This window comes from Phenylobacterium sp. (genome assembly GCF_036501465.1).
GTDB lineage: Bacteria > Pseudomonadota > Alphaproteobacteria > Caulobacterales > Caulobacteraceae > Phenylobacterium.
Genome location: NZ_DASYAF010000182.1, coordinates 34,799 through 59,867, shown reverse-complemented (window position 1 = coordinate 59,867; position 25,069 = coordinate 34,799). Strand labels below are relative to the sequence as shown.

General features: G+C 69.0%; 20 protein-coding genes. 11 read left to right on the top strand and 9 right to left on the bottom strand.

All coding sequences use genetic code 11. The features are described from left to right. Nucleotides 1-125 precede the first annotated feature (125 nt). On the bottom strand, nucleotides 126-1,217 hold the full coding sequence (locus tag VGL85_RS21815) for an NAD(P)H-dependent flavin oxidoreductase (protein WP_331591154.1): 1,092 nt from the start codon (nucleotides 1,215-1,217) through the stop codon (nucleotides 126-128). Further along, a complete protein-coding gene (locus VGL85_RS21810; protein WP_331591153.1) occupies nucleotides 1,217-2,008 on the bottom strand; it encodes an RNA methyltransferase in 792 nt (263 codons plus the stop codon). The genes VGL85_RS21815 and VGL85_RS21810 overlap by 1 nt, the downstream gene beginning before the upstream one ends. 118 nt (nucleotides 2,009-2,126) lie before the next feature. Between VGL85_RS21810 and VGL85_RS21805 the strand changes: the two genes are divergently transcribed. Beyond that, nucleotides 2,127-3,341, top strand: coding sequence for an NADP-dependent isocitrate dehydrogenase (locus tag VGL85_RS21805; RefSeq protein ID WP_331591152.1), 1,215 nt, complete (start codon nucleotides 2,127-2,129; stop codon nucleotides 3,339-3,341). A 38-nt stretch (nucleotides 3,342-3,379) separates the two neighbouring features. After that, the gene (locus tag VGL85_RS21800) at nucleotides 3,380-3,760 is read left to right on the top strand and encodes a VOC family protein (RefSeq protein ID WP_331591151.1); all 381 of its coding nucleotides are present in this window, start codon (nucleotides 3,380-3,382) and stop codon (nucleotides 3,758-3,760) included. 79 nt (nucleotides 3,761-3,839) lie between these two features. On the opposite strand, the gene VGL85_RS21795 is transcribed toward VGL85_RS21800, so the two are convergent. The 3 genes from VGL85_RS21795 to recA form a co-directional block, all read right to left on the bottom strand. Then, complete coding sequence (locus VGL85_RS21795) at nucleotides 3,840-4,502, bottom strand: PEPxxWA-CTERM sorting domain-containing protein (RefSeq protein WP_331591150.1); 663 nt, start codon at nucleotides 4,500-4,502, stop codon at nucleotides 3,840-3,842. Between the two features lie 105 nt (nucleotides 4,503-4,607). Beyond that, on the bottom strand, nucleotides 4,608-7,274 hold the full coding sequence (gene alaS, locus VGL85_RS21790; protein WP_331591149.1) for an alanine--tRNA ligase: 2,667 nt from the start codon (nucleotides 7,272-7,274) through the stop codon (nucleotides 4,608-4,610). Nucleotides 7,275-7,554: 280 nt separating this feature from the next. Then, on the bottom strand, nucleotides 7,555-8,622 hold the full coding sequence (recA, locus tag VGL85_RS21785; RefSeq protein WP_331591148.1) for a recombinase RecA: 1,068 nt from the start codon (nucleotides 8,620-8,622) through the stop codon (nucleotides 7,555-7,557). Between the two features lie 1,598 nt (nucleotides 8,623-10,220). Here recA and VGL85_RS21780 point away from each other — a divergent pair. From VGL85_RS21780 to VGL85_RS21760, 5 genes are all read left to right on the top strand, one after another. After that, entirely contained in the window at nucleotides 10,221-11,693 is a 1,473-nt protein-coding gene (locus VGL85_RS21780; RefSeq protein ID WP_331591147.1) for a hypothetical protein, read from the top strand. Further along, entirely contained in the window at nucleotides 11,683-12,516 is an 834-nt protein-coding gene (locus tag VGL85_RS21775; protein WP_331591146.1) for an ATP-binding protein, read from the top strand. Before VGL85_RS21780 ends, VGL85_RS21775 begins: the two co-directional genes overlap by 11 nt. A 19-nt stretch (nucleotides 12,517-12,535) precedes the next feature. Then, on the top strand, nucleotides 12,536-12,811 hold the full coding sequence (locus VGL85_RS21770) for a hypothetical protein (RefSeq protein ID WP_331591144.1): 276 nt from the start codon (nucleotides 12,536-12,538) through the stop codon (nucleotides 12,809-12,811). Then, a complete protein-coding gene (locus VGL85_RS21765; protein WP_331591143.1) occupies nucleotides 12,811-13,227 on the top strand; it encodes a regulatory protein GemA in 417 nt (138 codons plus the stop codon). The genes VGL85_RS21770 and VGL85_RS21765 overlap by 1 nt, the downstream gene beginning before the upstream one ends. A 409-nt stretch (nucleotides 13,228-13,636) precedes the next feature. Continuing rightward, nucleotides 13,637-14,227 (top strand): hypothetical protein, encoded by a 591-nt coding sequence (locus tag VGL85_RS21760; protein ID WP_331591142.1) that lies wholly within the window; start codon nucleotides 13,637-13,639, stop codon nucleotides 14,225-14,227. Nucleotides 14,228-14,420: 193 nt separating this feature from the next. Here VGL85_RS21760 and VGL85_RS21755 read toward each other — a convergent pair whose 3' ends face one another. Next, on the bottom strand, nucleotides 14,421-14,651 hold the full coding sequence (locus VGL85_RS21755; protein ID WP_331591140.1) for a hypothetical protein: 231 nt from the start codon (nucleotides 14,649-14,651) through the stop codon (nucleotides 14,421-14,423). Nucleotides 14,652-15,014: 363 nt separating this feature from the next. On the opposite strand from VGL85_RS21755, the gene VGL85_RS22195 reads away from it, so the two are divergent. The 4 genes from VGL85_RS22195 (at nucleotide 15,015) to VGL85_RS21740 (ending at nucleotide 21,408) form a co-directional block, all read left to right on the top strand. Continuing rightward, the gene (locus tag VGL85_RS22195) at nucleotides 15,015-15,380 is read left to right on the top strand and encodes a helix-turn-helix domain-containing protein (protein ID WP_414695326.1); all 366 of its coding nucleotides are present in this window, start codon (nucleotides 15,015-15,017) and stop codon (nucleotides 15,378-15,380) included. 108 nt (nucleotides 15,381-15,488) lie between these two features. Then, entirely contained in the window at nucleotides 15,489-15,614 is a 126-nt protein-coding gene (locus tag VGL85_RS21750; protein WP_331591139.1) for a hypothetical protein, read from the top strand. A 229-nt stretch (nucleotides 15,615-15,843) separates the two neighbouring features. Continuing rightward, complete coding sequence (locus VGL85_RS21745; RefSeq protein ID WP_331591138.1) at nucleotides 15,844-20,820, top strand: tape measure protein; 4,977 nt, start codon at nucleotides 15,844-15,846, stop codon at nucleotides 20,818-20,820. A gap of 327 nt (nucleotides 20,821-21,147) precedes the next feature. Continuing rightward, on the top strand, nucleotides 21,148-21,408 hold the full coding sequence (locus VGL85_RS21740; RefSeq protein WP_331591137.1) for a hypothetical protein: 261 nt from the start codon (nucleotides 21,148-21,150) through the stop codon (nucleotides 21,406-21,408). Here the strand turns inward: VGL85_RS21740 and VGL85_RS21735 are convergent. The 3 genes from VGL85_RS21735 to VGL85_RS21725 form a co-directional block, all read right to left on the bottom strand. After that, on the bottom strand, nucleotides 21,405-22,379 hold the full coding sequence (locus VGL85_RS21735; RefSeq protein ID WP_331591136.1) for a hypothetical protein: 975 nt from the start codon (nucleotides 22,377-22,379) through the stop codon (nucleotides 21,405-21,407). The two genes, VGL85_RS21740 and VGL85_RS21735, sit on opposite strands and share 4 nt — an antisense overlap. Before the next feature lie 112 nt (nucleotides 22,380-22,491). Continuing rightward, nucleotides 22,492-23,262 (bottom strand): hypothetical protein, encoded by a 771-nt coding sequence (locus VGL85_RS21730; RefSeq protein ID WP_331591135.1) that lies wholly within the window; start codon nucleotides 23,260-23,262, stop codon nucleotides 22,492-22,494. A gap of 82 nt (nucleotides 23,263-23,344) precedes the next feature. Beyond that, entirely contained in the window at nucleotides 23,345-24,961 is a 1,617-nt protein-coding gene (locus VGL85_RS21725; RefSeq protein ID WP_331591133.1) for a S10 family serine carboxypeptidase-like protein, read from the bottom strand. Nucleotides 24,962-25,069 lie beyond the last annotated feature (108 nt).

Here is a 25,069-nt window from a genome sequence, read left to right as displayed (position 1 = left end):
GCTCGCGAAGGCCAGCAACTCACGCCTGTTCATGGGCATCCTCCCGACACAGATGGCCGCAATAGGCGGCGGCGGCGCGAACGGACAAGTCGGGGAGGCGCGATTTCCGGCAGGCGGCATTGGCGTCAGCCGCCGGCCGCGCCCCGCGCCGCCGTCTGTTTCGCGACCGCCTGGGCCACATCCTGCGCCTCGGCCCACCACCGCGCGACCATTTCGCCCGCCTGCCCCGGCTTCGCCAGCTTGATCGCCTGGCCGGCCCACAGCGACATCAGCTCCGGGTCGCCCGCCTTGTTGGCCGCCGCGCGCATGGCCTGGGTCAGGCGGTTCTGGACGGGATAGGGCGGGACCTCATCCTGGACGCCGCGCATCTCGCGCACGAAGCGGTTCTCCAGGCCTCGGGCGTAGCGGCCCGAGAAGGCCCGCGTGAGCCGCGTGGCGTCGGTCGGCGCATCCTTCAGCGCCGCCTGCCAGACGGGCCCGATGATCGCCTCGTCCGCTAGGAGGAAGGCCGAGCCCATCTGCACGGCGCTCGCGCCCAGGGCCAGGGCGGCGGCCACGCCGCGCCCGTCCATGATCCCGCCGGCGGCGATCACCGGCAGGTCTACCGCCCGGGTCACCGTCGCCAGCAGGGCGAAGGTCCCGATCGAAGAGGCCTCGATGTCGTCCAGGAAGTAGGCGTGGTGGCCGCCGGCCTCGACGCCCTGGGCGCAGATCCCGTCGGCCCCGACCTCGGCCCAGGCGATCGCCTCGGCGACGGTGTTGGCGGTGCCCACGACGTAGGAGCCCGCCGCATGCAGGGCGTCGACCTGCGCCTCGGTCAGGATCGAGAAGCTGAACGAGGCTACCGGCGGGGCGGCGCGGGTCAGGGCCTGCAACTGGGCGTCGAAGTCGTAGGAGAACCGGTTCGGATGATCGGGCGTCGGCAGGCCCAGCTCGGCGTAGAACGGGGTCAGGCGCGCCAGGGCCGCGTCCAGCTCCGCCGGCTCCGGCTTCAGCGGCGGGCCCATCAGGAGGTTCACCCCGAACGGCGCATCGGTCTTCGCGCGCACGCCGTCGACCGCGGCCTGCAGCTCCTCCGGCGCGACGCCGGCGCAGGCCAGGTTGCCCATGGCGCCGGCCTGGCTCACCGCCACGGCCATGGCGTCGAAGGTGGCGCCGGCCATGGGCGCCTGCAGGATCGGGATCGGCAGGCTCTCCAGCAGCTTCGCGAAGCTCATCAGGTCTCCTCCTCGTCCTTCTTGGCCTTCTGGGCCGCCAGCTTGGCCAGCACCCGGCCGCGCCCCTTGGCGAGCGCCGTGATCACGCCCCGGAAGGTGCGCACCTCCTGGTCGCTGAACTGGGCGCGGCCAAGGGCCGTGCGCAGGTTCTGGACCATGGAAGGCTTCTTCTCCGGCGGATGGAAGAAGCCCGCCTTGTCCAGATCGCCCTCCAGGTGCTCGTAGAGCCCCAGCATCGCCGCGCCATCGGCCGGCGGCGGGGCGTCGCGGAAGATCGCCGGCGTTCCGGCCGCCACCGTGGCGCGCCACTCGTAGCAGTTCAGCGCCACCGCCTGGGCGAGGTTGAGCGAGCGGAAGCGCAGATCGACCGGAAAGGTCACCACGGCCTGGCAGAGCGCGATGTCGGCGGTCTCGAGCCCCGCCCGCTCGCCGCCGAACAGCAGGCCGATGCGCTGACCGGCCGACGAGGCGGCCGAAAGCTCGCCCATCGCCTCGCGCGGCGTCTTGACCGGCAGCTGCAGTTCCCTGGGCCGCGCGGTGGTGGCGTAGACCAGGTTCAGGTCGGCGATGGCGGCCTCGACGCTATCGAACACCTGGGCGGCGTTCAGCGGCCAGTCGGCGCCGGAGGCCGAGGCCCAGGCGCGCTCCTGAGGCCAGCCGTCCCGCGGGTTCACCAGGCGCAGGTCGTCGAGGCCGAAGTTGGCCATCACCCGCGCGGCGGCGCCGATGTTCTGCGCCATCTGCGGCGCGGTCAGGATGATCGCCGGGGGGCGTGGAAGGGCTTGCGCCATGGCCCGGTTACAGTCGCTTGCACGCCGGAGCGCAAGCCCGCTCTAGAGGCGCCTTTGCGTCGGCGCGGCGGGGGGCTATACGGCCCCCAAACCAGTTCGCGCGGAGCCCTCGTCCCACATGGCAAAGATCAAAGTCGCCAACCCTGTCGCCGACCTCGACGGGGACGAGATGACGCGGATCATCTGGCAGATGATCAAGGACAAGCTGATCTTCCCCTTCCTGGACCTCGAGATCGAGTACTACGACCTTGGGATGGCGCACCGCGACGCCACCGACGACAAGGTGACGGTGGAGGCGGCCGAGGCGATCAAGCGGCTGGGCGTCGGCATCAAGTGCGCCACCATCACCCCCGACGAAGCGCGGGTGAAGGAATTCAACCTCAAGAAGATGTGGAAGTCGCCGAACGGCACGATCCGCAACATCCTGGACGGCGTCGTCTTCCGCGAGCCGATCATCTGCAAGAACGTGCCGCGCCTGATCCCCGGCTGGACCCAGCCGATCATCATCGGCCGCCACGCTTTCGGCGACCAGTACCGGGCCACCGACTTCGTGGTGCCCGGCAAGGGCAAGCTGAAGATGAGCTGGGAGGGCGAGAACGGCGACCGGATGGACTTCGACGTGTTCGACTTCCCGGCCGGCGGCGTGGCCATGGGGATGTACAACCTCGACGCCTCGATCCGCGACTTCGCCCACGCCTGCCTGAACTATGGGCTGGCGCGGAACTATCCGGTCTACCTGTCGACGAAGAACACCATCCTCAAGGCCTATGACGGGCGCTTCAAGGACATCTTCGCCGAGGTCTACGAGGCGGAATACGCCGGCAAGTTCAAGGAAGCGGGCCTGGTCTACGAGCACCGCCTGATCGACGACATGGTGGCCTCGGCGCTCAAGTGGAACGGCAACTTCCTCTGGGCCTGCAAGAACTACGACGGCGACGTGCAGTCCGACAGCGTGGCCCAGGGCTTCGGCTCGCTGGGCCTGATGACCTCGGTGCTGATCACGCCGGACGGCAAGATCATGGAAGCCGAGGCGGCGCACGGCACAGTGACCCGCCACTTCCGCCAACACGAACGCGGCGAGAGCACCTCCACCAACTCCATCGCCTCGATCTTCGCCTGGACCCGGGGCCTGGAGCACCGCGCCAAGCTGGACGGCAACGCCGAATTGGCGCGTTTCGCCAAGACCCTGGAGCGGGTGTGCGTGGAGACCGTGGAAAGCGGCTCCATGACCAAGGACCTGGCGCTGCTGGTCGGCGACACCCAAGGCTGGCTGACCACCGAGGGCTTCCTGGACAAGGTGGCGATCAATCTGGAAAAGGCGCTCGCGGCCTAGGGCCGCCCGCGCCCGGCTGCGACGGACGGAGAAGGACCATGAGCATCGGCTACGTCACCATCGGCGCCCTCGATTTGGAGGCGGCGCTGCCGTTGTATGACGCCCTGCTGGGCGCTGCGGGCTACAGCCGCGGGCCGGTCGAGGGCGGTTGGGCCTTCTATGGCAAGGTGGGCGCGCCGGGGGTCGGCGTGGGCAAGCCGTTCGACGGCCAGGCGGCGCGTGGCGGCAACGGCATGATGGTGGCCTTCAAGGTCGACAGCCAGGACGTCGTGAGAGCCGTCTATGACACGGCGCTGGCCAGCGGCGCGACCGACGAAGGCGCGCCGGGCTATCGGCCGGCCGAAGCGACCAGCGGCTTCTACGGCGCCTATTTCCGGGACCCGACAGGCAACAAGCTCTGCGTCTGCACCGGGATCTGAGGCCGCGGACACGCTCTCCGAATACGAAAAAGGCCGGGGTCGCCCCCGGCCTTTTCCATTCTTGGTCTTGGTCTTGGTCTTAGGCGACCGTGGCGACCGCGCGGCGGCGACGCAGGGCCGCGCCGGCCAGACCGAAGCCCGAGAGCATCAGCGCCCAGGTGGTCGGTTCCGGCACCGGGTCATGGTCCCAATCGAAGGTCGCCTGGACGACATAGCCGTCCCGCTCCCCACCGCGCGGGCCGAGGAGGCCGGTGTCGAACGAGCCGTTGCTCAGCGAGATGGTCATCAGGCCCGGATCGGGCAGACCGGGCGCGGTCCAGGTGAACTGCGCCGGGCCGCTCCAGCTCACGCTGCCGTTCTGGAAGAAGCCGTGCAGGATCAGGTTGCCCTGGGTCGTGCCGCCAACCTGAGCGGTGCCCGAGTTCGGGGCCGGCGCCGAGAAGTCGAAGTTCACGTCGATGTCCACCGGAACCTGGTCGTCCGAGTTCACGGACGTCTCAGGGGTGTAGATCTTGAAGAGGTCGAGCGTCTCGGACGTCGGGCTGCCGAGGTCGATGTTGAGACCGCCGCCCGGAATCGTCAGCAGGTTCAGGGTGTCAACCGTCAGGCCATGGTTGCTGTCAGCGTTGCCGATGTTGGCGACGACCGAATAGTCCTGAAGAACGAAATCGGTGGCGTGGGCCGAAGCGGCCGCCAGGGCAAGACCCGCCGCGGCGGCGCCTGCCAAAAGGATCTTACGCATGAGTACCCCCCAAAAAGGCATATGGACTGTAGCTAGACCATAGCATCCCCATAATCCCGGCCAACCGCATTCCCCCAGCGGTTGTAAACTTTTTCTTAATCATGGTTACCGGGCGAGCGCCGCCTTGACCGCCGCCAGGCCTTCGTCAGCCTTGGCGCCGTCCGGGGCGCCGCCCTGGGCGAAATCGGGGCGGCCGCCAGCGCCCTGACCGCCCATGGCCGCCACCGCCGCCTTGGCCAGGTCCACGGCGTTGAACCGCGATTGCGCCGCCCCGGTCACCGCCACGGTGACCGCCGCCTTGCCCTCGGCCGAGCCCACCAGGGCGATGACCCCGTCGGGAAGCTGCTTCTTATATTCCTCGGCGATCGGCCGCAGGTCCTTGCCGCCGACGCCTTCCATGACCCGGGCCAGCACCTGGACGCCGCCGATCTCCTCCGGGCCGCTCGCCGCGCCGCCACCGCCGCCGCCGCCCATGGCCAACTGACGCTTGGCTTCGGCCAGGTCTTTCTCCAGCTGGCGCCGCTGGGTCTCCAGCGCCGCCACCCGGACCGGGACCTCGGCCACCGGCACCTTGAACTGGTCGGCCAGGCCCTTGGAGACCGCCGCCTGGTCCAACAGCCAGCGCCGGGCGGCCTCGCCGGTCAGGGCCTCGATGCGGCGCACGCCGGCCGCCACGCCCTGCTCGGAGACCACCTTGAACAGGGCGATGTCGCCGGTCCGCGCCACGTGGGTGCCGCCGCAGAGCTCGACCGAATAGGCGCCCTGGCCGTTCAGCGCATCGCCCAGCGTCAGCACGCGGACGGTTTCGCCGTATTTCTCGCCGAACAGGGCCATGGCGCCGGCCGCCATGGCGTCCTTGGGCGCCATCAGCTCGGTTTCCGCCGGCAGGTTCTGGCGCACCACCGCGTTCACCTCGGCCTCGATGCGGTCGATCTCCTCCGGCGTCACCGGCGCGCCGTGGCTGAAGTCGAAGCGGATGCGCTCGCCATCGACCATCTGGCCCTTCTGGGTCACGTGCGCGCCCAGCACATTGCGCAGGGCCGCGTGCAGCAGGTGGGTCGCCGAGTGGTTGGAGCGGGTGGCGGCGCGGCGCTCGGCGTCGACCGCCAGGCGCGCGCGGACGCCGGACGTCAGCGTCCCCTCGAGGACTTCCAGCTCGTGGACGAAGAGGTCGCCGGCCTGTTTCTGAACGTCGGCGACGCGCGCCCGGCCGGCCTTGCCGCCATCCATGGGCCATTCCACCTCGCCCTGGTCGCCGGCCTGGCCGCCGCTCTCGGCGTAGAAGGGCGTGCGGTCGAACACCGCCTGCACGGTCGACCCGGTCAGGGCGCCGTCGATCTCGCGGCCGCCTTCCACCAGCGCCAGCAGCTCGCCAGTGGCCTCGATCTGCTCGTAGCCCAGGAACTGCGTCGGCCCCAGCCGGTCGCGGATGGCGAACCACTCGGCCGCCGCCGCCACCTGGCCCGAGCCGGTCCAGGCCTCGCGCGCCTGCTCGCGCTGGCGGGCCATGGCCGCATCGAAGCCCTCCAGATCGACGGTCAGCCCCTTGGCGCGGACGGCGTCCTGGGTGAGGTCGAGCGGGAAGCCGTAGGTGTCGTAGAGGCGGAAGGCGGTCTCGCCGGACAGCACCTCGCCCTGCTTCAGGCCCGCGGTCGCCTCGTCCAGCAGGCTCATGCCGCGGCCCAGCGTGCGGCGGAACCGCTCCTCCTCCTGGCGCAGGGTGTCGACGATGGCGGGCTCGGCGCGGCGCAGCTCCGGATAGGCCTCGCCCATCTCGGCCACCAGGGTGGGCGCCAGGCGGTGCATCAAGGGCTCGGCCGCGCCCAGCAGGTGGGCGTGGCGCATGGCCCGGCGCATGATCCGGCGCAGGACATAGCCGCGGCCTTCGTTCGACGGCGTCACCCCATCGGCGATCAGGAAGCTCGACGAGCGCAGGTGGTCGGCGATCACCCGATGCGAGGGGCCGTTGGAGGCCCCACCCTCGCCGCCCACCAGGTCGCGGCTGGCGGCGATGATCGTGCGGAACAGGTCGATGTCGTAGTTGTCATGCACACCCTGCAGCACCGCGGCGACGCGCTCCAGGCCCATGCCGGTGTCGATCGACGGCTTGGGCAGCGGCGTCCGATCGCCGTTCGCGTGCTGCTCGAACTGCATGAAGACCAGGTTCCAGATCTCCACGAAGCGGTCGCCGTCCTCGTCCGGGCTGCCGGGCGGGCCGCCGGGGATGTGGGCGCCGTGGTCGTAGAAGATCTCCGAGCACGGCCCACAGGGGCCGGTGTCGCCCATGGACCAGAAGTTGTCGGCGGTGGCGATGCGGATGATCTTCTCGTCCGGCAGGCCGGCGATCTTCTTCCAGAGGCCGTGCGCCTCGTCGTCCTCGGCGTAGACAGTGACCAGCAGCTTATCGACCGGGAGCTGGAACTCCTTGGTCAGCAGGTCCCAGGCGAGCGTGATCGCCTGGTCCTTGAAATAGTCGCCGAAGGAGAAGTTCCCCAGCATTTCGAAGAAGGTGTGGTGGCGCGCGGTGTAGCCGACATTGTCCAGGTCGTTGTGCTTGCCGCCGGCCCGCACCGACTTCTGCGACGAGGCGGCGCGAGGGAACGGCGGGGTCTCCGCGCCGGTGAAATAGTTCTTGAACGGCACCATGCCGGCATTGACGAACAGCAGCGTCGGATCGTTCTGCGGCACCAGCGGCGCCGAGGCGACGACGGCGTGATCCTTCCTCTGGAAGAAGTCCAGGAAGTGGCTGCGGATCTCGTTGACGCTCGGCATGGAGGCTTTTCTGGAACTCGTGCTGGTCGGAGCCCCTCAAGATGGGGCTGGCCGACCGTTTACGAAACTTGGCCTGAAGCGCAAAGGGAAAGCCCGGCGAATGCGCCGTCCCCCGACGGAAAAGGACGCCCGGGCGAACCCGGACGTCCTGCAAGTCTCCGCTGTCCATGCGCCCGCGCGGGGTGGCGGGCTGGGCCGGTTGGCGGGGAGGCCCGTCGCGGATGCGACGCCTGACCGCGGAAACCTGTCCCTCGAGACCTCTGGAGGCCCCTTCCCGGGCCTAGTCTTCCTGCGGGTCGGGGCCACCCACCAGCAGCTCTTCCTCGATGCTCGCCTTGGCGCCGCGCACCGCGCGCTCGATCTCGCCGGAGATGTCGGGATTGGCCTTCAGGAAGTCGCGGACGTTGTCGCGGCCCTGGCCGATCCGCTGGCTCGAATAGGAGAACCAGGAGCCGGACTTCTCGATCACGCCGGCCTTGACGCCGAGGTCGATGATCTCGCCCAGCTTTGAGATCCCCTCGCCGTACATGATGTCGAACTCGACCTCGCGGAACGGCGGGGCGACCTTGTTCTTGACCACCTTCACGCGGACGTTGTTGCCGATGATCTCGTCGCCGCGCTTCACCGAGCCGGTGCGGCGGATGTCCAGGCGCACCGAGGCGTAGAACTTCAGCGCGTTGCCGCCGGTGGTGGTCTCGGGGCTGCCGTACATCACCCCGATCTTCATGCGGATCTGGTTGATGAAGATCACCAGGGTCTGGGTCTTGCTGATCGAGGCCGTGAGCTTGCGCAGCGCCTGGCTCATCAGCCGCGCCTGCAGGCCCGGCAGGCTGTCGCCCATCTCGCCCTCGATCTCGGCCCGCGGCGTCAGCGCCGCCACCGAGTCGATGACGATCACGTCCACCGCGCCGGAGCGCACCAGGGTGTCGGTGATCTCCAGCGCCTGCTCGCCGGTGTCCGGCTGCGAGACCAGGAGCTCGTCCAGGTCGACGCCCAGCTTGTGGGCGTAGGACGGGTCCAGCGCATGTTCGGCGTCGACGAAGGCCGCCGTGCCGCCCGCCTTCTGGACCTCGGCCACCACATGCAGGGCCAATGTCGTCTTGCCCGAGCTTTCAGGCCCATAGATCTCGATGATGCGGCCCTTGGGCAGGCCGCCGATCCCCAGGGCGATGTCCAGGCCCAGCGAGCCCGTGGAGACGCTCTCGATCTCCACGATCTTGCCCTTGTCGCCCAGCTTCATCACCGAGCCCTTGCCGAAGGCCCGGTCGATCTGGCTCAGCGCCGCTTCCAGAGCGCGCTGCTTGTCACCGTCTTCACGTCCCACGAGTTTCAAAGCCGTCTGCGACATTCCATTCGCCCTCTATTCCACGATTCCGCCAACCGGGCCGTCAATGGCTCTCTCCCGGCCCAGACTCATTCGTACGCGCTTTGTTCTAGGTTGGCAATATGTTCTCGTTCGGCGATGATCGATCCGTGATGGGGCGGCTTTTTGAGACTGTCGCTGGCTAGCGGTCGGAGATTGTCGCCGCCGCACTGCGCGTCGTAAGCGATTTCAGATGGCATTGAGGACCTTGGCACCTCAACGGACAGGTCCTCAATATTGCGCCCACCAAATTCCGCAAAGAATCAAGGCGCGCGACAGAGGGGGTCCTCAATCAAACCGCTGTTTGGGGACCTTATTGGGGACCCGGCGGAGGGACGCTGATTAGCAGGTGGCTCTGGAGCACCTCCCGCTCGGTCTCCAATGAAGCGAGCAAGATCGCAAAATCAGCGTCGCTGTCGCAGGCAACTTTTCCGAGGACGGTGAGGTTCTTCGTAGAAGCGTGCAACATAAGTCGCAGCAACGCCTTCTCGCGAATTATAGCATCTTCTTGCAGATCACCCGTTGACCCGAAGTATGTAGCCGGCAGCAATGCAAGCGCGGCGCGCAGCCAATATCTGTGCCGTGCGTCCCCCAGAACCTCGTCGGCTGCTACCTGTTCAATTACACCAGCGACCTCGGAATCTGCGCGCTGCCGGACCAGAAAGCGGTACCGGCTCGGTACGCCCCGGCTGCGCCAATGGGCGATGGCTGACCGTTGGACGCCAAGCGTCGCCGCCAGCTCCATGTCGGTTCGCGCATCGAGCCTGGCTCTCAGCGCCTCTACGTCACCGTCCCCGGCTTTTCCCATGTTGACAGCTGTCACCATCATCGGTCATACAGTGTGACACGCGTCAACATTTGTGACGGATGTCACCATGCCCCTTATCACAGCGCAGCCCGGAAGCGACGACCTGCTTCGCGAGGTGCGGGCAGATTTCACCCGCCAGGGAAGCTCCCTTCTCGCCTGGTGCCGCACTCACGGGGTTGCGCACGCCCACGCTCATCGGGTGCTTCGCGGGATGACGAACGGCCCCCACGCGCAGGCCCTGAGATCGGAACTGATCTCGGCCAGCCGATCGCGAGCGGCCTAGCTGATGCCTTCGGGGGCATGGGTCAGCACGGCCGAATTTGCGGAGGCGACCGGCCTCGCGCGACGTGTCGCCACAAAGGCTCTAGCGCGCGCTGCTGGAGGGAAGACTTGGCGCGGCCACGGCCTTGAAGTCAGGCAGGTCACAGGTCGCGGCGGCCGTGGTGGGCTCGTATACGAAGTCTCTCTGAGCAGCCTTCAAACGGCGCTTGGGGGCGCTTCAGAGGAGCTTCAGCAGTCGGACTCACCACGGCCTACCGCGCGTCGTGACCAAGGTCCTCGCGTCGCCGAACGCTACCGGGCCATCGCGCCGGCGCTCCACCACCCCCATCGAACAGCCGCCCGCGCTGCTGCCCTCAAGGCTGAAGCTGCTCGCGGGCTCGCGGACCTTCGCACTCTCCAGCGCTGGCTTTACCAATACGAACGTCATGGCCTGTCGGGACTTGCGCGGAAGCGCCCCGCAGACGCCGGCGCCGCCCGAGTAGCGATCTCCTCCGTGTTCGATGCGGCGGCAACCTCCGCCGGGTTGAGTGCGCGGGGCCTCATCGACCTGAAGACCGCACTGGACGGGAAACTCAGATCCATCTGGCAGAGCCGCGCCGAGGAAGGCGGGTGGGCCAACGTGCGGCGGTTCGCCGAGTTCGAGCTGCTGAAGCTATGCGAGGCACAAGGCTTGGCCGTCCCGGCCGCCGCGCTCCGCCTATCCCGGCGCTACGTGGAGAGCTTCCGCGAGGAGCGGATCGTCAACGTCTGGCGGAACAATCGAAAGGTCTTCGACGACGGCAAGCCGAGGGTCAACAGAACCTGGACGGGCTTTGAGCCGATGGCGCGCGTCGTCGCCGACGTTAAGCATCTAGACGTGGTGCTGCACAGGCCGGACGGCTCTGAAGCGTGGCCGAAAGTCATCGGCTTTCAGGACGGGGGGACGGGCCGGGTCTTTTTGTATCCGGTGCTGCTGGCGAAGGGCGAAGGTGTGCGCCAGGAGCATGTGGTCGAGGCGTTCCTGGCCATGGTCGGCGAACCGCTTTGGGGGTTTCCTCAGGGTCTCTATCTCGACAACGGCAGTGAGTTCGCGATCTTCGAGCGCATCCGTCCGGCCTTGGACCTGGTGAGCGCCGAGGCAGGCCGCACCATCATCTACTCCAAGCCGTACAACGCCTCGGCCAAGACGATCGAGAACGCGTTCCGCCGCCTGGACCGCTATCTCTTCTCGATCATGCCTGGCTACGTCGGCGGCGACCGGATGAACAAGAAGGTTCAGACGGTGGGACGACCGCCGGCACCCTATCCCGGCAGTTGGGCGGACTTCTGCGCCACGCTTCGCGGCTTACTGATTAACTTCAACGCCCGGCCGGTGGGCGGCCAGTGGGGCGGCCGCTCAGCCGACGACTGGCTTCGCGAGAAACAGGAGGCGGGTTGGCGGCCGGTCTCGATTGACCCCTTGGTCTTAGACGCTGCGTTCTGCTCGCGCGAGCTGCGCAAGATCGACCGCGGCGCGCTTCGCATCGAGGGCGAGCGATTCTACCACCCAAGCCTGGACGGCCTGCCGCACGGATCGCCTGTCGAGGTCGCCCTACCCTGGCGACGTGGGGCGCCGCCATTGTTCCGACCGGCCGGAGGCGCATGGGCCTACGTCGATCGCGATCATGCCTACCCCGCCGACTGGAAGGACGGCGCTCGCGATGCTGGCCGCCGGCAAAGGGCCTACGCAAAGGCGGTCGCCGCCAGGGCGCGAGCCGTCGAACCGTTCGACCCCGTTGCCGCGGCCCTCGAACAGGCCGCCCGCTACGCACCGCCCACGCCGCTCGGCCGCGCCGATCGCCTCGATGCCGGCGGCGAACTCCGCGCGCTGGCCGATGGGAGCGCCAATGTCCCGCCAAGGGAGAGCGCGCCGTCCAGGGAGGAGGCAGAGCGCCGACGCCGCGAAGCGCAGACGGCTCGAATCCTGAGGAGCCAGAATGTCGCCTGAGGCTCTCGCCCCCGAGCTGATCGCGACGTCGATCAGCCGGACTTTCCTGCCGCGGCTGCGGCGAACGCACGATCGCCGGCGCATATCCGTTTTCGCTGGGCCGCCGGGCGTCGGAAAAAGCACCTCGCTCCGCGTCTTCCGGGCTGAGGCGCCGTGGTGCATCGGCATGGTCTCCGTACCGCCGGGGCCGAGAGGTGGCTTGAAGCCCGCCGCTGTGCTGCATCTGGCGATCGAGGCCCTCATGGACTTGACCAGGCCGAGCACGCTCCGCGACCGCCTTCCCTCCGGTTTCACCGAGCTGCGCCACCGGCTGTTTGGCTTGGTGTGCGAGTGGGCCGGACTGTCGACCTATGACGCCCGACGCGACGGGGTGGAGGTTGGCGAGTTCTCGCCCCTGACCCTGATCTTCGACGAGGCGCAGAACCTCTCGCCCGAGGCGATCGAGACGCTCCGCTTCCTGAACGACGCGGCCGGCGGGTTCTCCCCGCTGCCCTTGGGGCTGATCTTCGTCGGCAACAACGAGTTCGTTCTTAAGTCGGATCGCAGCGGCCATAGCGTCCTTTCATCAGCCGTCGCGGACCGCGCCCTCTACACCGAGACGTACTCCTATAGCGACGTCACCGACGACGACCTGGCGCTGTTCTTCGAGGCACGCGGGATAGTCGATCCCGCCGCGCTGCGTCAGGTGATCCGCTACTTCGGCGGCGGGCGCGCCGATCGGAGCTTCCGTCGCGCCGCCGACCTCGCAGCCGAGCTGCTGGAGGAGGCCGGCGATGGTCAAGTCACCGAGGCCGTGGCTCGCGAAATCCTATCCCTCGTTTAACCCCTGGAGATCAGACCCGATGAAGCCTAAAGCCTCCCAGCCGCCCGTGCATGTTCCCAGCGCCAGCGTCCAGATTCAGGACGCGGCCCTCAACGCCTGGCGCGTCGGCGTGATCGTCGATCTGGCCCGAAGCGAAGCCTGCGATCGCGCGCCCGTCGGCGGCGCCGTCCCCAGTCCGCGGGTCTGCGAGCACGTGGAGAGGATCGACGCCATCCTGGCCGGCGCGGCGGCGCTCCTCCGCGAACTGCACGGCGAGCTGGTCAGGGTCGACGACCGTTTGACGGGACGGACCTGATGATCGCCGCCCGCAAGGTCGCGCTGCTGCACGTGGCCAAGACCAAGCTCGCGCTCTCGGATGAAGCCTACCGGGACGAGCTGCAGCGCCATGGCGGCCGCAGTTCAGCCCGCGAGCTGGATGAGCATGGCTTCGAAGCCGTGCTTCAGCGCTTCCGCCAGTTGGGATTCGAGACCAACCGGCGGCGCGAGGGCTATGGCGAGCGCCTCAGCATGGCCACGGACGGCCAGCTCGCGCTTATCCGATCGCTCTGGTCGGACGTCAGCGGGGGCCTTCCTGAAGCGCGGCTCAACGTCTGGCTTCAGCACTTCGGCGTGTCGGCGCTGAGGTTCGCAACTAAGGACAAAGCTATCAAGGTGATCGCCGGGCTGAGAGCCTGGCAAGCGCGAAGGGCGGCGGATGCGCGACCCCACTGACAATCCGGAGATTCGACGCTTCCTGTGGGCGGATCCACCGCCGGCGACATTCACGGACCTTGCCGCCGCCCTTCGAGCACGCTTCAATCTGGATTTGAGCCCAGCTCAGGCCGCAGAACTTTGGCGGGGCGTAAGGCGACCACGACGCGGACGCGCCTCGGCCTTCGCGCACGATGACGGCTTGATGACCTTCATCGCTGATCACGCCGATCTGGTTTCGACGGACGTACTGCGGGTGAAAATCCGCCACGCCCTCGGTTGGGCCCGAACGCCCAGCCGGTCGCAGCTCTCGCGCCTTGTAAAGAGGGTCCGCGAAGACGACCGCAGGGCATACGCGCAGCTCGATGCCGCGGGCGGGCGACTCGAATAGCATGCCGGAGCGGCTTAAGAGCCGGAGGGGATCATTCCCATGGCGGCGGAGAAGGAGAGCTTCCTTAAGCGGGTCCATGCCTGGGTGATTTGGTTCCGCCTGGTGGGCCACGAGCTTGAGAAAGCGCCAGGGGGCCTGACTACAGAGGAGCTCGCGAAGGCGGCCCTCCTGGCGAAGGGCGCGAACCCAGATGACGGCGCCGCCGTCAGGGAACAGGCCAGCTCGATCGCAGGCCTTCTGCAGGGGTTGTCCCACTGGCGCTTGGTCGGCGCAGCCTTTGTTGAGCGCCCCCAGCGCGAACCGCCGCCGACACCACCGCCTCCGCCAGGGAGCAGAATCGTCCCGCCTCCGAGGATCACTCCTCCGCCAGCCTACGTGGCGATGCTTCGCCCACGCGGCGCCCGGCTCTTGAAGGTTCCGCTCTGGCGGCAACAGCTGTCCTTCGCAGCCCGCCTGATCGGCGATTTCAAGGTTTGGAGGCCTTTGCGAATGGCCATTGGAGTCGCCGGCATTCTCGCCTCCGTCCTAAAGATCGCCCTGCTCTGGCAGAGCAAGCACGTGGCGATAGCCGCCGCTTTCTGCGCCGCCTTCACCTTTCTTGCGGAGTGGCTGAGGGCTCGTGCGCCCTGAGACTGGAGGCACCCGCACATCCAAATGGGCCTTCGAACGCCGTCAAACGGGTCTACAGCCCCGCTAGCCGGCTTCGGGTAGGTTGGACGCCCGAGCGCCGGAGCCGCCCGTCAGCGTCAATTTCTACGGCGGGAGATCGAGGTGGCGGCCGGGGAATGTTCGCCAAAGGAGTGGTCGAGTCCGAAGAACCCGACTAGCGGCGCGCCTCTTCGGCCTCGTTGATCGGTCGGATGATGGGCTGGTCGCGATGCCGGGCGACGATGGGTCGCTCACCCTGCCGGACGTCGACGTGATCGCAGCTCATATGCTCACCGAGGAGTTCGCCCGCTTTGGCGAAGGCTCCCGCATCGTGCGGCAGGTCGTAGGCCTCGAACGAGGCAGATAGTCCACGCTCGTCGCAGAAATGAAACGTGTAGAGGGCCATGGTGACCTTCCGTCGCTGCGCAGCGTGAACGGGAGCACTGCTTCAGGCGTCTCTCTGCCGCTAGCGCCCGAGAGGTACAAGCCAGCGATAATGCCACCTTATACCCATCTTGTCGGGGATGAGTCTCGTTGTCGCGGCGCAGGGACGGAGCGCTCCCCTGACCGCCTTCCAATCGGGGCCGCCCCGGGCTAGCTTGGTCCCCGGCGGCTCAGTCAATCGCGTAGCCGGGCCACGCGGCGCAAGCCGTAGCCCGAACGGGAAGGTAGCGTCCCCGGGGCCGCCACTCTCTGCGAATTTCGATCCTGGGTCCCTGACATCTGTCAGGGGCGAAGGCGGGACAATTGTCCTGCAGCTTAGCCCCGTATGGGGCGAGAACACGACATTCATGACTACGCCGCCAGCAGCTTTCTGGCTGTCGTGGTGAAGCACTGTGGCGCCGACGCCGCCGCTCGACTTTGCGCGGCACACGGCGGTCTGGTCGTCGGCGTTCCGAAATATCCCCGTGCACACCACGCTCTTTGCGAGGTCTTAGGGGTGGACGGCGTCAAGCGCATTGTCGCCGAGTGGGGCTCGGGACGTGTGAGCGTTCTTCTCGGCCGGCGCCTCAGGGCTCAAATCCTTTTCGCGGATGGCAGGTCAGCCTCGGAGGTCGCTCGCGATCTGGGGGTCTCCTATCGCACCGCAAGCCGGTACCGGCGCGCCCTCCGCCCCTCGGACTCTAACCTGTGAAAGACTTGGACACCCATGGATCTGGACCTTTCTCCCGATACGTCGCCAGCGGCCTTTACGTCTCAGGCCCAGATGGTAGTGGCCGCGAGGCGGAACGAGCTTCACGGGATGCCATACGCCACGGGCGCCCCGCTGGTAGAGCTTCAGATGCTGGCCTGGCAGGAGCTTCAGATCACCCTCCTGAAGGCGATCCTGGACGAGTTGGTGAAGGCTCGGAAAGGCATCAGGACCTAACGGTCACGCCGCCCCAAATCCCCCCCAATTCCCGCTCCGGCCGGCCTGGCCAGGGGAGCGACATCAACCGACATTCATGCGCCCTTAGGGCGTCAACGCCGTGGGGGGGCCGCTTAGACTCGGGCGGTCAAAAACGGCGAATGGGCGTCAGCCAGGACACTATCCCCGACGACTTCCGCCGGCTGCGGATCATGGAGATCGCGGCCATGAACGCCTGGAGCCAGGCGGCATGAGCGGGGGCGGCGCGGCCCTCGTCGCCAAGCTGCGCATCGAAGGCGATGTGCAGGACGCGCTTGGCGGGCTCGGCAAGACGGAGAACGCCGTCGGCGACCTCGGCCACGCCGCCGAGGGCGCGAGCCACGGCATGGAGCTGCTCGAGCTGGGCATCGCCGGCCTCGGCCTCGAGGAGCTGGCCAAGGAGGCCACGACTGCGGCGACGGCGATGAACAGCCTGGAGATCGGGCTGGGCGCGGTGGCCGGCGGCGCGGCCGGCGCGCAGCAGTCGATCAGCTCCGTGCGGCAGGAGGCGGTGCGCCTGGGCCTCGACATCCGCCCGGCCATCCAGAGCTTCCAGGACCTGGCTGGCGCGACCCATGGGACTTACCTGGAGGGCGCCGCCACCCGCGACATCTGGGACGCCGTCACCGTCGCCGGCGTCGCCATGGGCCGCTCCAACGCCCAGATCGCCGAGGGCCTGAACGCGGTTACCCACATCGCCTCCACCGGCACGGTCAACATGGAGGAGCTGCGCCGGCAGATGTCGACGGCGATCCCGGGCGCGGTGAACATCGCCGCCGCGGCGCTGGGGGTCACCAACCAGAAGTTCGACGAGATGGTCCAGAAGGGCCAGGTCGTCGCCGACGACTTCCTGCCGAAGTTCGCTGCTCAGCTGAAGACCAATTTCGGGCCCGCCGTCGACCGCTACCTGACCAGCGACGTCGGCAAGGCTAACGTCGCCCTCGGCGATCTGAAGATCACCATCGACGACCTGCAGGTGGAAGCTGGCAAGGCCTTCCTGGGCGGCATCGCCCAAGGCATCGCCGGCGTCGACCAGGCGCTGACAAAGGACCAGGTGACCAACGAGGTCCGGGTCTTCGGCCAGGAGCTCGGCCAGCTGGCGAGCCTTGGCGCGCAGGGCCTGACCGTGCTGGCCAGCAATATCGGCGTCGTCGAGCTCGCCGTGGGCGGCCTGGTGGCCATCAAGGTCGGCGACTGGTTCAACGCCCACGTGGCCGGCGCCGTGAAGGCCGCCGCGGCCGAGGCCTCGCTGGCGAGCGCCACCAAGGCCGCGGCGCTGACCTCGGCCGAAGCCGCCGCCGCGCTCGCCGCCAACGACGCCGAGGTGGCGACCGCGACCCAGGCCTCGCTGGTGGTGGCGCGTGAGGAGGCGATCGCCCAGCTCGCCGCCGCCAACGCCAAGATCTCCGCCGGCCAGGCCGCCACGGCGCTGGCCGCCGAGACCGGAGTCCTGGAAGGCGCGCTGGCGGCCGAGACCACGGCCACCGAGGCGCTCACCGCCGCCGAGCTCGCCCGCTCGGCCGCGCTCACCGAGCTCGCGACCTTGGGCCGCCAGCAGATCGGCGTGCAGGAGGAGCTCGCCGCTGCGACCGTGGCGCAGGCCACGGCGCAAGAAGGCCTGGCCGCGGCGACCGCGCTCGCCGGCGGCGCCATGACCACCATGAAGGGCGTCGGGACCGGGCTGCTGGCCCTGGTCGGCGGACCGTGGGGCGCGGCGTTCCTGGCCGCCGGCGGCGCGGTCGCCTACATGGTCAGCCAAGTCGAGGCCGCGGCGGCCGCCGACGCCAAGGCCGATGAGGCCTCCAGGACCCTCGCTCAGGCAATGGCGGAGGCCGAGACCCTCGGCTTGTCGGCCGCGCAGGTCTACGCGGCGCACAAGGCTGGCGCGCTCGGCCTGGTCGATCCGCTCCGCAACCTGACCGGCGACGTGAGCGGGCTCACCACCCAGATGATCCTCCTCGCGGAGCAGAACAGGAACACCCACCTTACCAATCTCCAGAAGGAGATCGACGACACTGCGAAGAGCCTCGCAGCGCTAGAGAAGCTGGAGGCCCAGCAGTCACTGGCTGTCGCCGCCATGTCGGGCGAGGCCGGCGGGATCGGCGGCGCCACGATCCAGGCTGGAGAGGGCGCGAACCCGAAGATCAAGCAGCTGCAGGCCCAGCTCGCGCAAGCCAACGCCGACAAGGCCGCGCTCCTGGCCCGCTCTACGGCGTCCATCGCGGCCGGGCTCGGCGCGCCGCCAGCCAAGGAACAGCCGAAAGCCGACAAGGGCAAGACCGACCGGGGCGCCAACACCCTAGTCGACCTGCAGGCGCAGCTCGCCTCAGAGAACGCGCTCACGGCGGCCATCCAGTCGGGCGCTGCTGCCACGGATCAGTGGAAGGCGGAGGACTTCGCCCGCCAGGCGCTAGAGAAGTCCGGCCTCACCCACAAGAAGCAGCTGACCGACGCTGAGCAGGCCCTGGCGGACAAGATCACCGCGACGGCAAAGGCAGAGGAGCTGGTGAAGCTCGACAACCAGCGCGATCTAAGCGCCCAGAACATCTCCTTCCAGATGAAACAGGAGACCCAGGCGCTGGTCGACCAGGCCGCAGCGGCAGCGCAAGGTGGCACAGCCTTGGAGGATTGGCAGGTAAAGCAGGCCGGCCTCCAGGTCCTTCAGCAGCAGGGCGTCCGGAGCCTCGATCAACTACGCGACAAAACACTAGCAGACACCGAGGCGGCGATGGCGGATGCGGAGGCGCATGAGCGTCAGGCGATTGCCACTCAGAAGGCGCTGGCCGTCGCCGGTGTCCTGGAGAATCTCGACAAGCAGACCAAGGCGGAACAGGCACGCACCCTGGCCATCCAAGGTGGCATCCAGGCCGAGGCGAACTATACCATAGCCCAAGCGGAACAGCAGGCGATCGACGCTGCAGCCAAGAACCTGACCGACGAACAGATTGCGCAGATCAAGGCCAAGGTCGATGCGCAGATCGCATTGAAGGCCGCCAACGACGCCGCCGACGCGACGAAGCAGGAGCAGAAGGAGCTCGATCTCCTGAAGCTCGGCAACGACCAGCGGCTGATCCAGCAGCGGATCGACAAGGATCTCCTCTCTCAAGGCCTGCAAAAGGTCGCCCTGGCCAACCAGGAAGTCCAGGCCCGGGCGCGCATCACCGCCACCATGGCCCAGGCCGCGGCCGACGACGCCACGGCGATCGGCAACCTGAAGGACAGCCTGGAAAAGGCCTTCGTCGACACCGGCAAGCTCTCCTTCGACGACGTGGGCAAGTACGCCGAGCAGCAGCTGCGCAAGGCGATCTACAACGCCTTCCTGGCCAAGCCGATCGACATGCTGGTGAACCTGGTGGTGAACTCCATGGGGAGCACCGCCCAGCTTTCCGGGATCGGCGGGTCGCCGGCGACCGGCGGCGGCCTCAACCTCGCCGGCCTCACCAACAGCGCGGCGTCCTTCGCGCCGCTGCTGGTCTACGAAGCCGGCAACCTGCTGGGCTCGTCGCTGACCAGCCTGCTCGGCGGCGATTCCAGCCAGTCGAAGGTCGCCGGCCAGGCCGGCGGCATCATCGGCGGCATCCCCGGCGCGATCATCGGGCTGCTTTCCGGAAAGGCCTCCAACGACGCGGCGATCTCCACGCTCTCGGGGACGTCGAGCTTCGCGATCTCCGGCGACAAGAAGACCGACGACACCAGCACGGCCGTGACCACCGCGTCGAACGCGGTGCTGCAGGGCGAGCAGGCGCTGATCGCGGCCGGCGCGACGCTCAACACCACCGTCACCAGCCTCGACCTGGGCACGCGCGACCTGACCCACGTCTTCCTGTCGAGCGGCGAGGAGGTGAGGAGCGCCGTGGGCGACCCGGCGGCCGCCGCCGAGGCCGGCCTGGACGCGGTGCTGCGCGGGGCGACCTTCGTCAACGCCGCCGAGCAGCAGATGGTCAATTCCATGCTCGACGCCGGCAAGGGCTTCGACGACATCGAAACCGCGATCCAGGGCTTCAACGCCGCCCAGACCCTGGGCCAGTCGATCACCGACGCCATCCAGCAGATCACCGACCCCGAAGGCTTCGCGATCGGCCAGCTGAAGACCCAGGAGGCCGCCCGCGCCGCGCAGGTGCAGGCCGCCGCCGACGCCGGCTTCCTGACGGCCCAGCAGCTCAGCGACATCAACGCCCAGCTGACGACCCTGGACGGGCTGGAGCTCGACCAGACCATGAAGCAATTCGGCAACGCGGTCAGCGACGCCACCGACCGGCTGAACCAGGGCCAGGACCTGGAGCAGCAGGTCTCCGACGCGATCCTGCAGATCACCGATCCCAACGGCTACAAGATCCAGCAGATCCAGGAGGCGATCGACCAGCAGCGCGCCCAGGCCGCCGACCTGCTCTCCACCGGCTCGGTCAGCCCGGACATCATGTCCCAGCTCGACACCCTGGAGAACCTGCAGATCGGCCAGGCGCTGGAGGACCTCGCTGGCGGCGTGACCGACGCCTCCAAGGCCTTCGACGACGCGCGGCCGAAGATCCAGCAGTGGCTGGACCAGTTCACCGTCTCCTCGGCCGCCGAGCTGTCGCCGCAGGCCGCCCTCGTCCAGGCCAAGAGCGAGTACGAGCAGCAGCTGGCGCTGGCCCAGGGCGGCGACCCGACGGCGCTGGGCAATATCACCACCTACGCCGACCAGTTGGAGACCGCCGACCGCAGCGCCACCTCCTCGGCCTCGGCGCGCCTGGCGCTGGCCCAGCAGATCGAGGCCGACATGCTCGACCTCACCCGGCGGACCGGCGTCGACGTCACCTCGCCCGCGCAATCGACCACCCAGGCGCTCACGTCGCTGGTGGCGATCAACACCCAGGAGCTGCAGCTCGCCCAGACCCAGGCGGCCAGCGGCGGCCAGCCGGTGGTGCTGACCAACCTGCCAGCGCTCTCCGACCTGTTCAGCCGCGTGCTCACCGACCAGACTAACGCTCTGGTAGTTTCCAACGACCAAGCGCGCGACGCCGTGGTTGCGGCCGTCGATGCGGTCGCAAATGCTGTGGTGGGCCTACAGGACGGCCTTGCGAACGACATGGCCGCAGTCGGCGAGCGGCTCGACGCCGTCGTCGCCACCGGCCAGCAGCAGGTCAGCGCGACAGGCGACCTGGCCGACCAGACCCGCGTGCTGGCCGCCGTGGGAGCCGCGGCATGAGCACGGGACTCCTCGCGGAAATCGCGGTAGCTGGCCGGCGACACCTGCGTCAAATACGTGCTTTGGCGGCGGGCGGCACGAGTTAAACTGCTCGCATCAGCCGGCGGATCTCTTCAGGCTGAACCTTCGTCTTCTTCTGGACACCCTTTCTATACTCGGCGGTGGCGTCCCGCGGAATCCCGGCGAGGCCCGCCTAATCCCGCGATCAACGACAACCTCCGTCGCCAGCGACAATCTCTGTGATCCTCTCTAGTGACCGCCCCTCCGTCCGGCCCCTCCGAACCCATCGGCCCGCGCCACCCGATGCCAGCGCGGCCGGGGGCGCATGTGGCCTATGCACGGGGGCCGGACCTGGTGGTGGAGTGGTACGACTTTGGCGAGGCGGCGCCCTACGAGTCCGCCAACCTGCTGATCTTCGGGGCCGAGGCGCAGGCGGCGTTGGCGCGGCGGCTGGCGCTTGAGCCCCTGCCGTCGACGGACGCCCTGGCCCAGGCGGTCGCCGGGCGCTTCGGCTCCTATTTCGCGGTGCGCGCCTTCGCCGACGCCGAGGGGATCGCCTATCGCCACGCGGTGGACTTTTCGCCCTAGAGCGCGAACCCGCCGTCCTGGTGGGTGGTGATGAAGTCGCGCAGGTCGCGGTAGGCGTGGGCCTCCATGGCGCGCAGGGCGTCGACCTTGGCGGCCAGGTCGCCGGCGTCGAAGGCGGCGCGCGCCGCGGCGATCGCGGCGCGGAACCTGGCGTAGCGGCCGGCGTCGCCGTCCCCGGTCTTGCCGTGCCCCATCTTGTTCTGATCGGGTGGGGCGGTGTCGCCGATCTTGTGGCCGATGTAGACGATCTGGGTCTCGAAGCGCTGGGCGCGCAGCCGGCCCAGCAGCACGTCCAGCTCCGGCGAAGGCGGCGGCGGCGGCGACTGGGTCGCCCAGGCCGGCACGATCCAGACGTCCTGGTCCTCCAGGTCCTTGACCAGGTCGCGGATGCGGGCCGGCAGGTCGCGCGCCAGCGGCAAGGTCTCCAGCGCCTCGGCGCGGACCCGCTTCCAGGCGGAGAAGGCCCGGTCGTCGTTCATGGCCTGGGCGGCGAGGCCCAGGTTGTTGACCAGCACCTGGAAATAGAGGCCCCGGGCGCGCTCGGTCCAAAACCGGCTGCCCAGGGCGTGGGAGGTGCGCCCGCTCGCCCGCATCCGCCAGGCGACGAAGACGCCGATGGCCGCAGCCACGAGGACGCCGAACAGCGCCGGCAGGCGGATACCGCTCGGCAGCAGCAGGGTCAGCGGGGCCAGGACGAGGCCGCCCGCGGCGGGCAGGAACACCAGGCGGCCGCGGCGCCGGCCCGAAGTGGCTTCCTGCGTCGCCGGCGCCTCATAGTTGGCGAACAGGGTGCGCAGCTCCGGCCAGTCGAGCACGCGCAGGGCGCGCGGATGTTCGGCGGCCAGGCGCTCGCGCGCGGGCTTGGTCAAGAGGATGTCGTCGTTGGCCCAGCTGTCCAGCGGGCCGGCGAAGATCGAGAGCCTGGCCTCGCCCTTCCCGCCGGGCGGCGATGCGGCTGAAGGTTTTGCCATCGACCTGGACCCCCGACGACGCGGCGCCGACTCCTGAGCGGCGTCATCGCCAAGGTACAGCAAGCGCCACGGTCGGCCACTGCCTGGGAACCGTCATGACGCCGGCTTGCGCCTAGCCCGCCGCAGCGACCGCGGGCTGCGCCCGGCGCGCCGCCGGCAGATCGGTTCCGTCCGCGCGCCGAGCGTAGATCTGGGCGAGGACGAAGACGGACAGCGTCCCGGTCAGGGAGCCGAGGGTGATGTCGACCAGGCGGTCGGCCAAGGTCCGGTGAAACTGGTGGTGCAGCAGCCAGCCGGCCTGGGCCGAGACCAGGCCCGGCAACGCCAGGACGATCACCGTCAGCACCCAGGTCAGCCAGGCCGGCGCCATCAGCCGCACCGCGCGAACGGGCGACAGCGGCTTGTCCATCAGGACGGAGATCGGCCAAAGCGCCAGGGTCGCGAAGACGAGGTACAGAAAGGCCAGGCCGCCCTGCACGAGGAGGGTCCGCGCCAGGAGCTGCGACACCGGCGTGGTGGTCACCCGATCCAGTCGCAGCAGGGTCGCCTCGCCCACCAGCGTCAGGCGCGTCAGGCCGATCAGCAGCCCGTAGACCAGCAGGCCGAGGTCCAGGCGCAGGGCCTGGCGGCCGGGTCGCAAGAGCCAGCGGATCAGCAGGCCGGAGACGACGATCGTCCCGAGGCCGACCAGCACCGTCCATCGCGAGATTGCGTCGCCATAGGCGAGCCTCACCGGCTCCTGCCGCAACAGAAGCGAGACGGCCTCTAACGCCAGCCGCGCCGCCCAGGCGACGAGGAAGACGGCCGGGGCCGCTCGGATCGCGCGCCCGACGGCGGCGAGCGTCGCGCCAAAGCGCACCTCGGGATCCTGCTGACCTGCCATTGAACACCCCCGCTTGGCACGTGGAGGTTGCGCGGATCGCGACGATCCTGTCCAGCCCGGTCCGGGTCAATGGTGGAGAGGCTCAGCGCGCGGTCGCGTCGTGGACGAAGGCGGTGAAGTCGCGCTGCAGGGAAAGCCGCACGGCGCGATCGGTGTAGACCATGTGGCCGGCGGGGTAGCAGCTGGCCCGGACCCGGGCGCGCAGCGGCGCCGGACTGTCGGCGATCGCCTCGGCCCGTTCGGCGCAGGAGCCGTCATAGAGGCCCTCGACGCTCCAGACGAGCAGCTTCGGCTCGGCGGTCATGGCCGCGGCGAGCGGCGGCGGCTCCGGCGGGCCGGCGGCCGCGCCCGCCCCGCGTCCGCCGTTCAGGGCGGCGTGGTGGTCCCACATGGCCGCCATCCAGTCGTCCTTCAGCACCGGGCCGGTGGGCAGGTAGGGATCGGGGTGGAACGAGCCGCCCCAGGGGCCGCGGTAGAGCAGGTCGCTGTGATAGCCGAGGTCGCCGCGCAGATAGCGGATCAGCGCCGGCGAGGTCCCCTCCATCAGGTCGATCATCGGCAGCAGGCTGGGGTCCTCGCGCGGGCCCCACACCTGGCCCGGCGCGCGGTGCGGGATGGCCAGGCGCGCGTCATAGCGGCCGAGCTCCAGGCCCTTGTCGGCCAGCATGTTGTCCATCACCGCGTCCTTGCCGAGCCGCAGGGTCCTGGCGTCGACGACCTTGGAGTCGACGCCGGAGTAGCGCGCCAGCGCCGCCACTATGGCCGCGCGCTGCTCGGGCGAGAGCTGGTCCGGGTGCGCCAGGGCCGGGGCGTAGTCGCTGCGCGCCCAGGCCGCCGCGCGCGCCACCGCCTGGTCCTGCGGCAGGGCCTGCAAGTCGGCGGGCAGCCGGTGGTGATACCAGGCGGTCGCCGTGTAAAGCGTCACCTCCAGCGCCTGGCGGGTGGCGGCCGGGACCTTCTCGCCCACCTCGTAGGACCCGGAGATCAGGATCACGCCAGAGAGCGGCGTGCGCCGCCGCGCCAGCGCGCCGGCCACCTCCATCGCCCGCGTCGTGCCGTAGCTCTCGCCGCCGATGAACAGCGGCGCGTCGAAGGCGTCGAAACGGGTGCGGTAGACGCGGATCGCCTCGGCCACCGCCTCGGCGTCGCCGTGCTGGGTGTAGAGCCGCTCGCGCCAGGCCTCGCTGGTCGCGCGGCTGTAGCCGGTGCCGACCGGATCGACGAACACCAGGTCGCTGGCGGTGAGCCAGGTCTCCGGCCGGTCGGCCAGCTTGGCCGGCGGCGCCTTCCATTCCGGATAGGTGGCCGGCATGGAAAAGCCCTTGGGCCCGAAGCCCATGAGGTGGATCTGGGACGAACTGGAGCCCGGGCCGCCGTTCCACAGGAAGGTCAGGGGCCTGGGCGCGGCGCCGGGCGCGCGGTCGGCGGTGTAGGCGATGATGAATATCCGCGCGGCCAGCTGGCCGGTGTCATTGTCGTAGATCGGCAGGAGGCCCGCGTGGACGGTATAGCGCAGCGGCCTGCCGTCGACGGCCACCTGGCCGTGGGACACCACCATGTCGCCCTCGGGCGTCACCGGCGGGGCGACCGCCGCCGGCCCTCGGGCGGGCTCCGCGGGCTTCGGCGCGGCGGCGGCCAGCGCCAGGCCCATGGCCAGCGTCGCCACGCCCGCCGCCAGCCGTTTCCACCCCGTCCGCATGCTGCATCCCCCGTCCGTCGCCGACGCACAGATTAGCCGGGTCCGCCTGCATAGATCGCGCAAATCTCGCGCGGCTGGGCCGGGCCCGCGCATTGGCCTTGCGCGGCG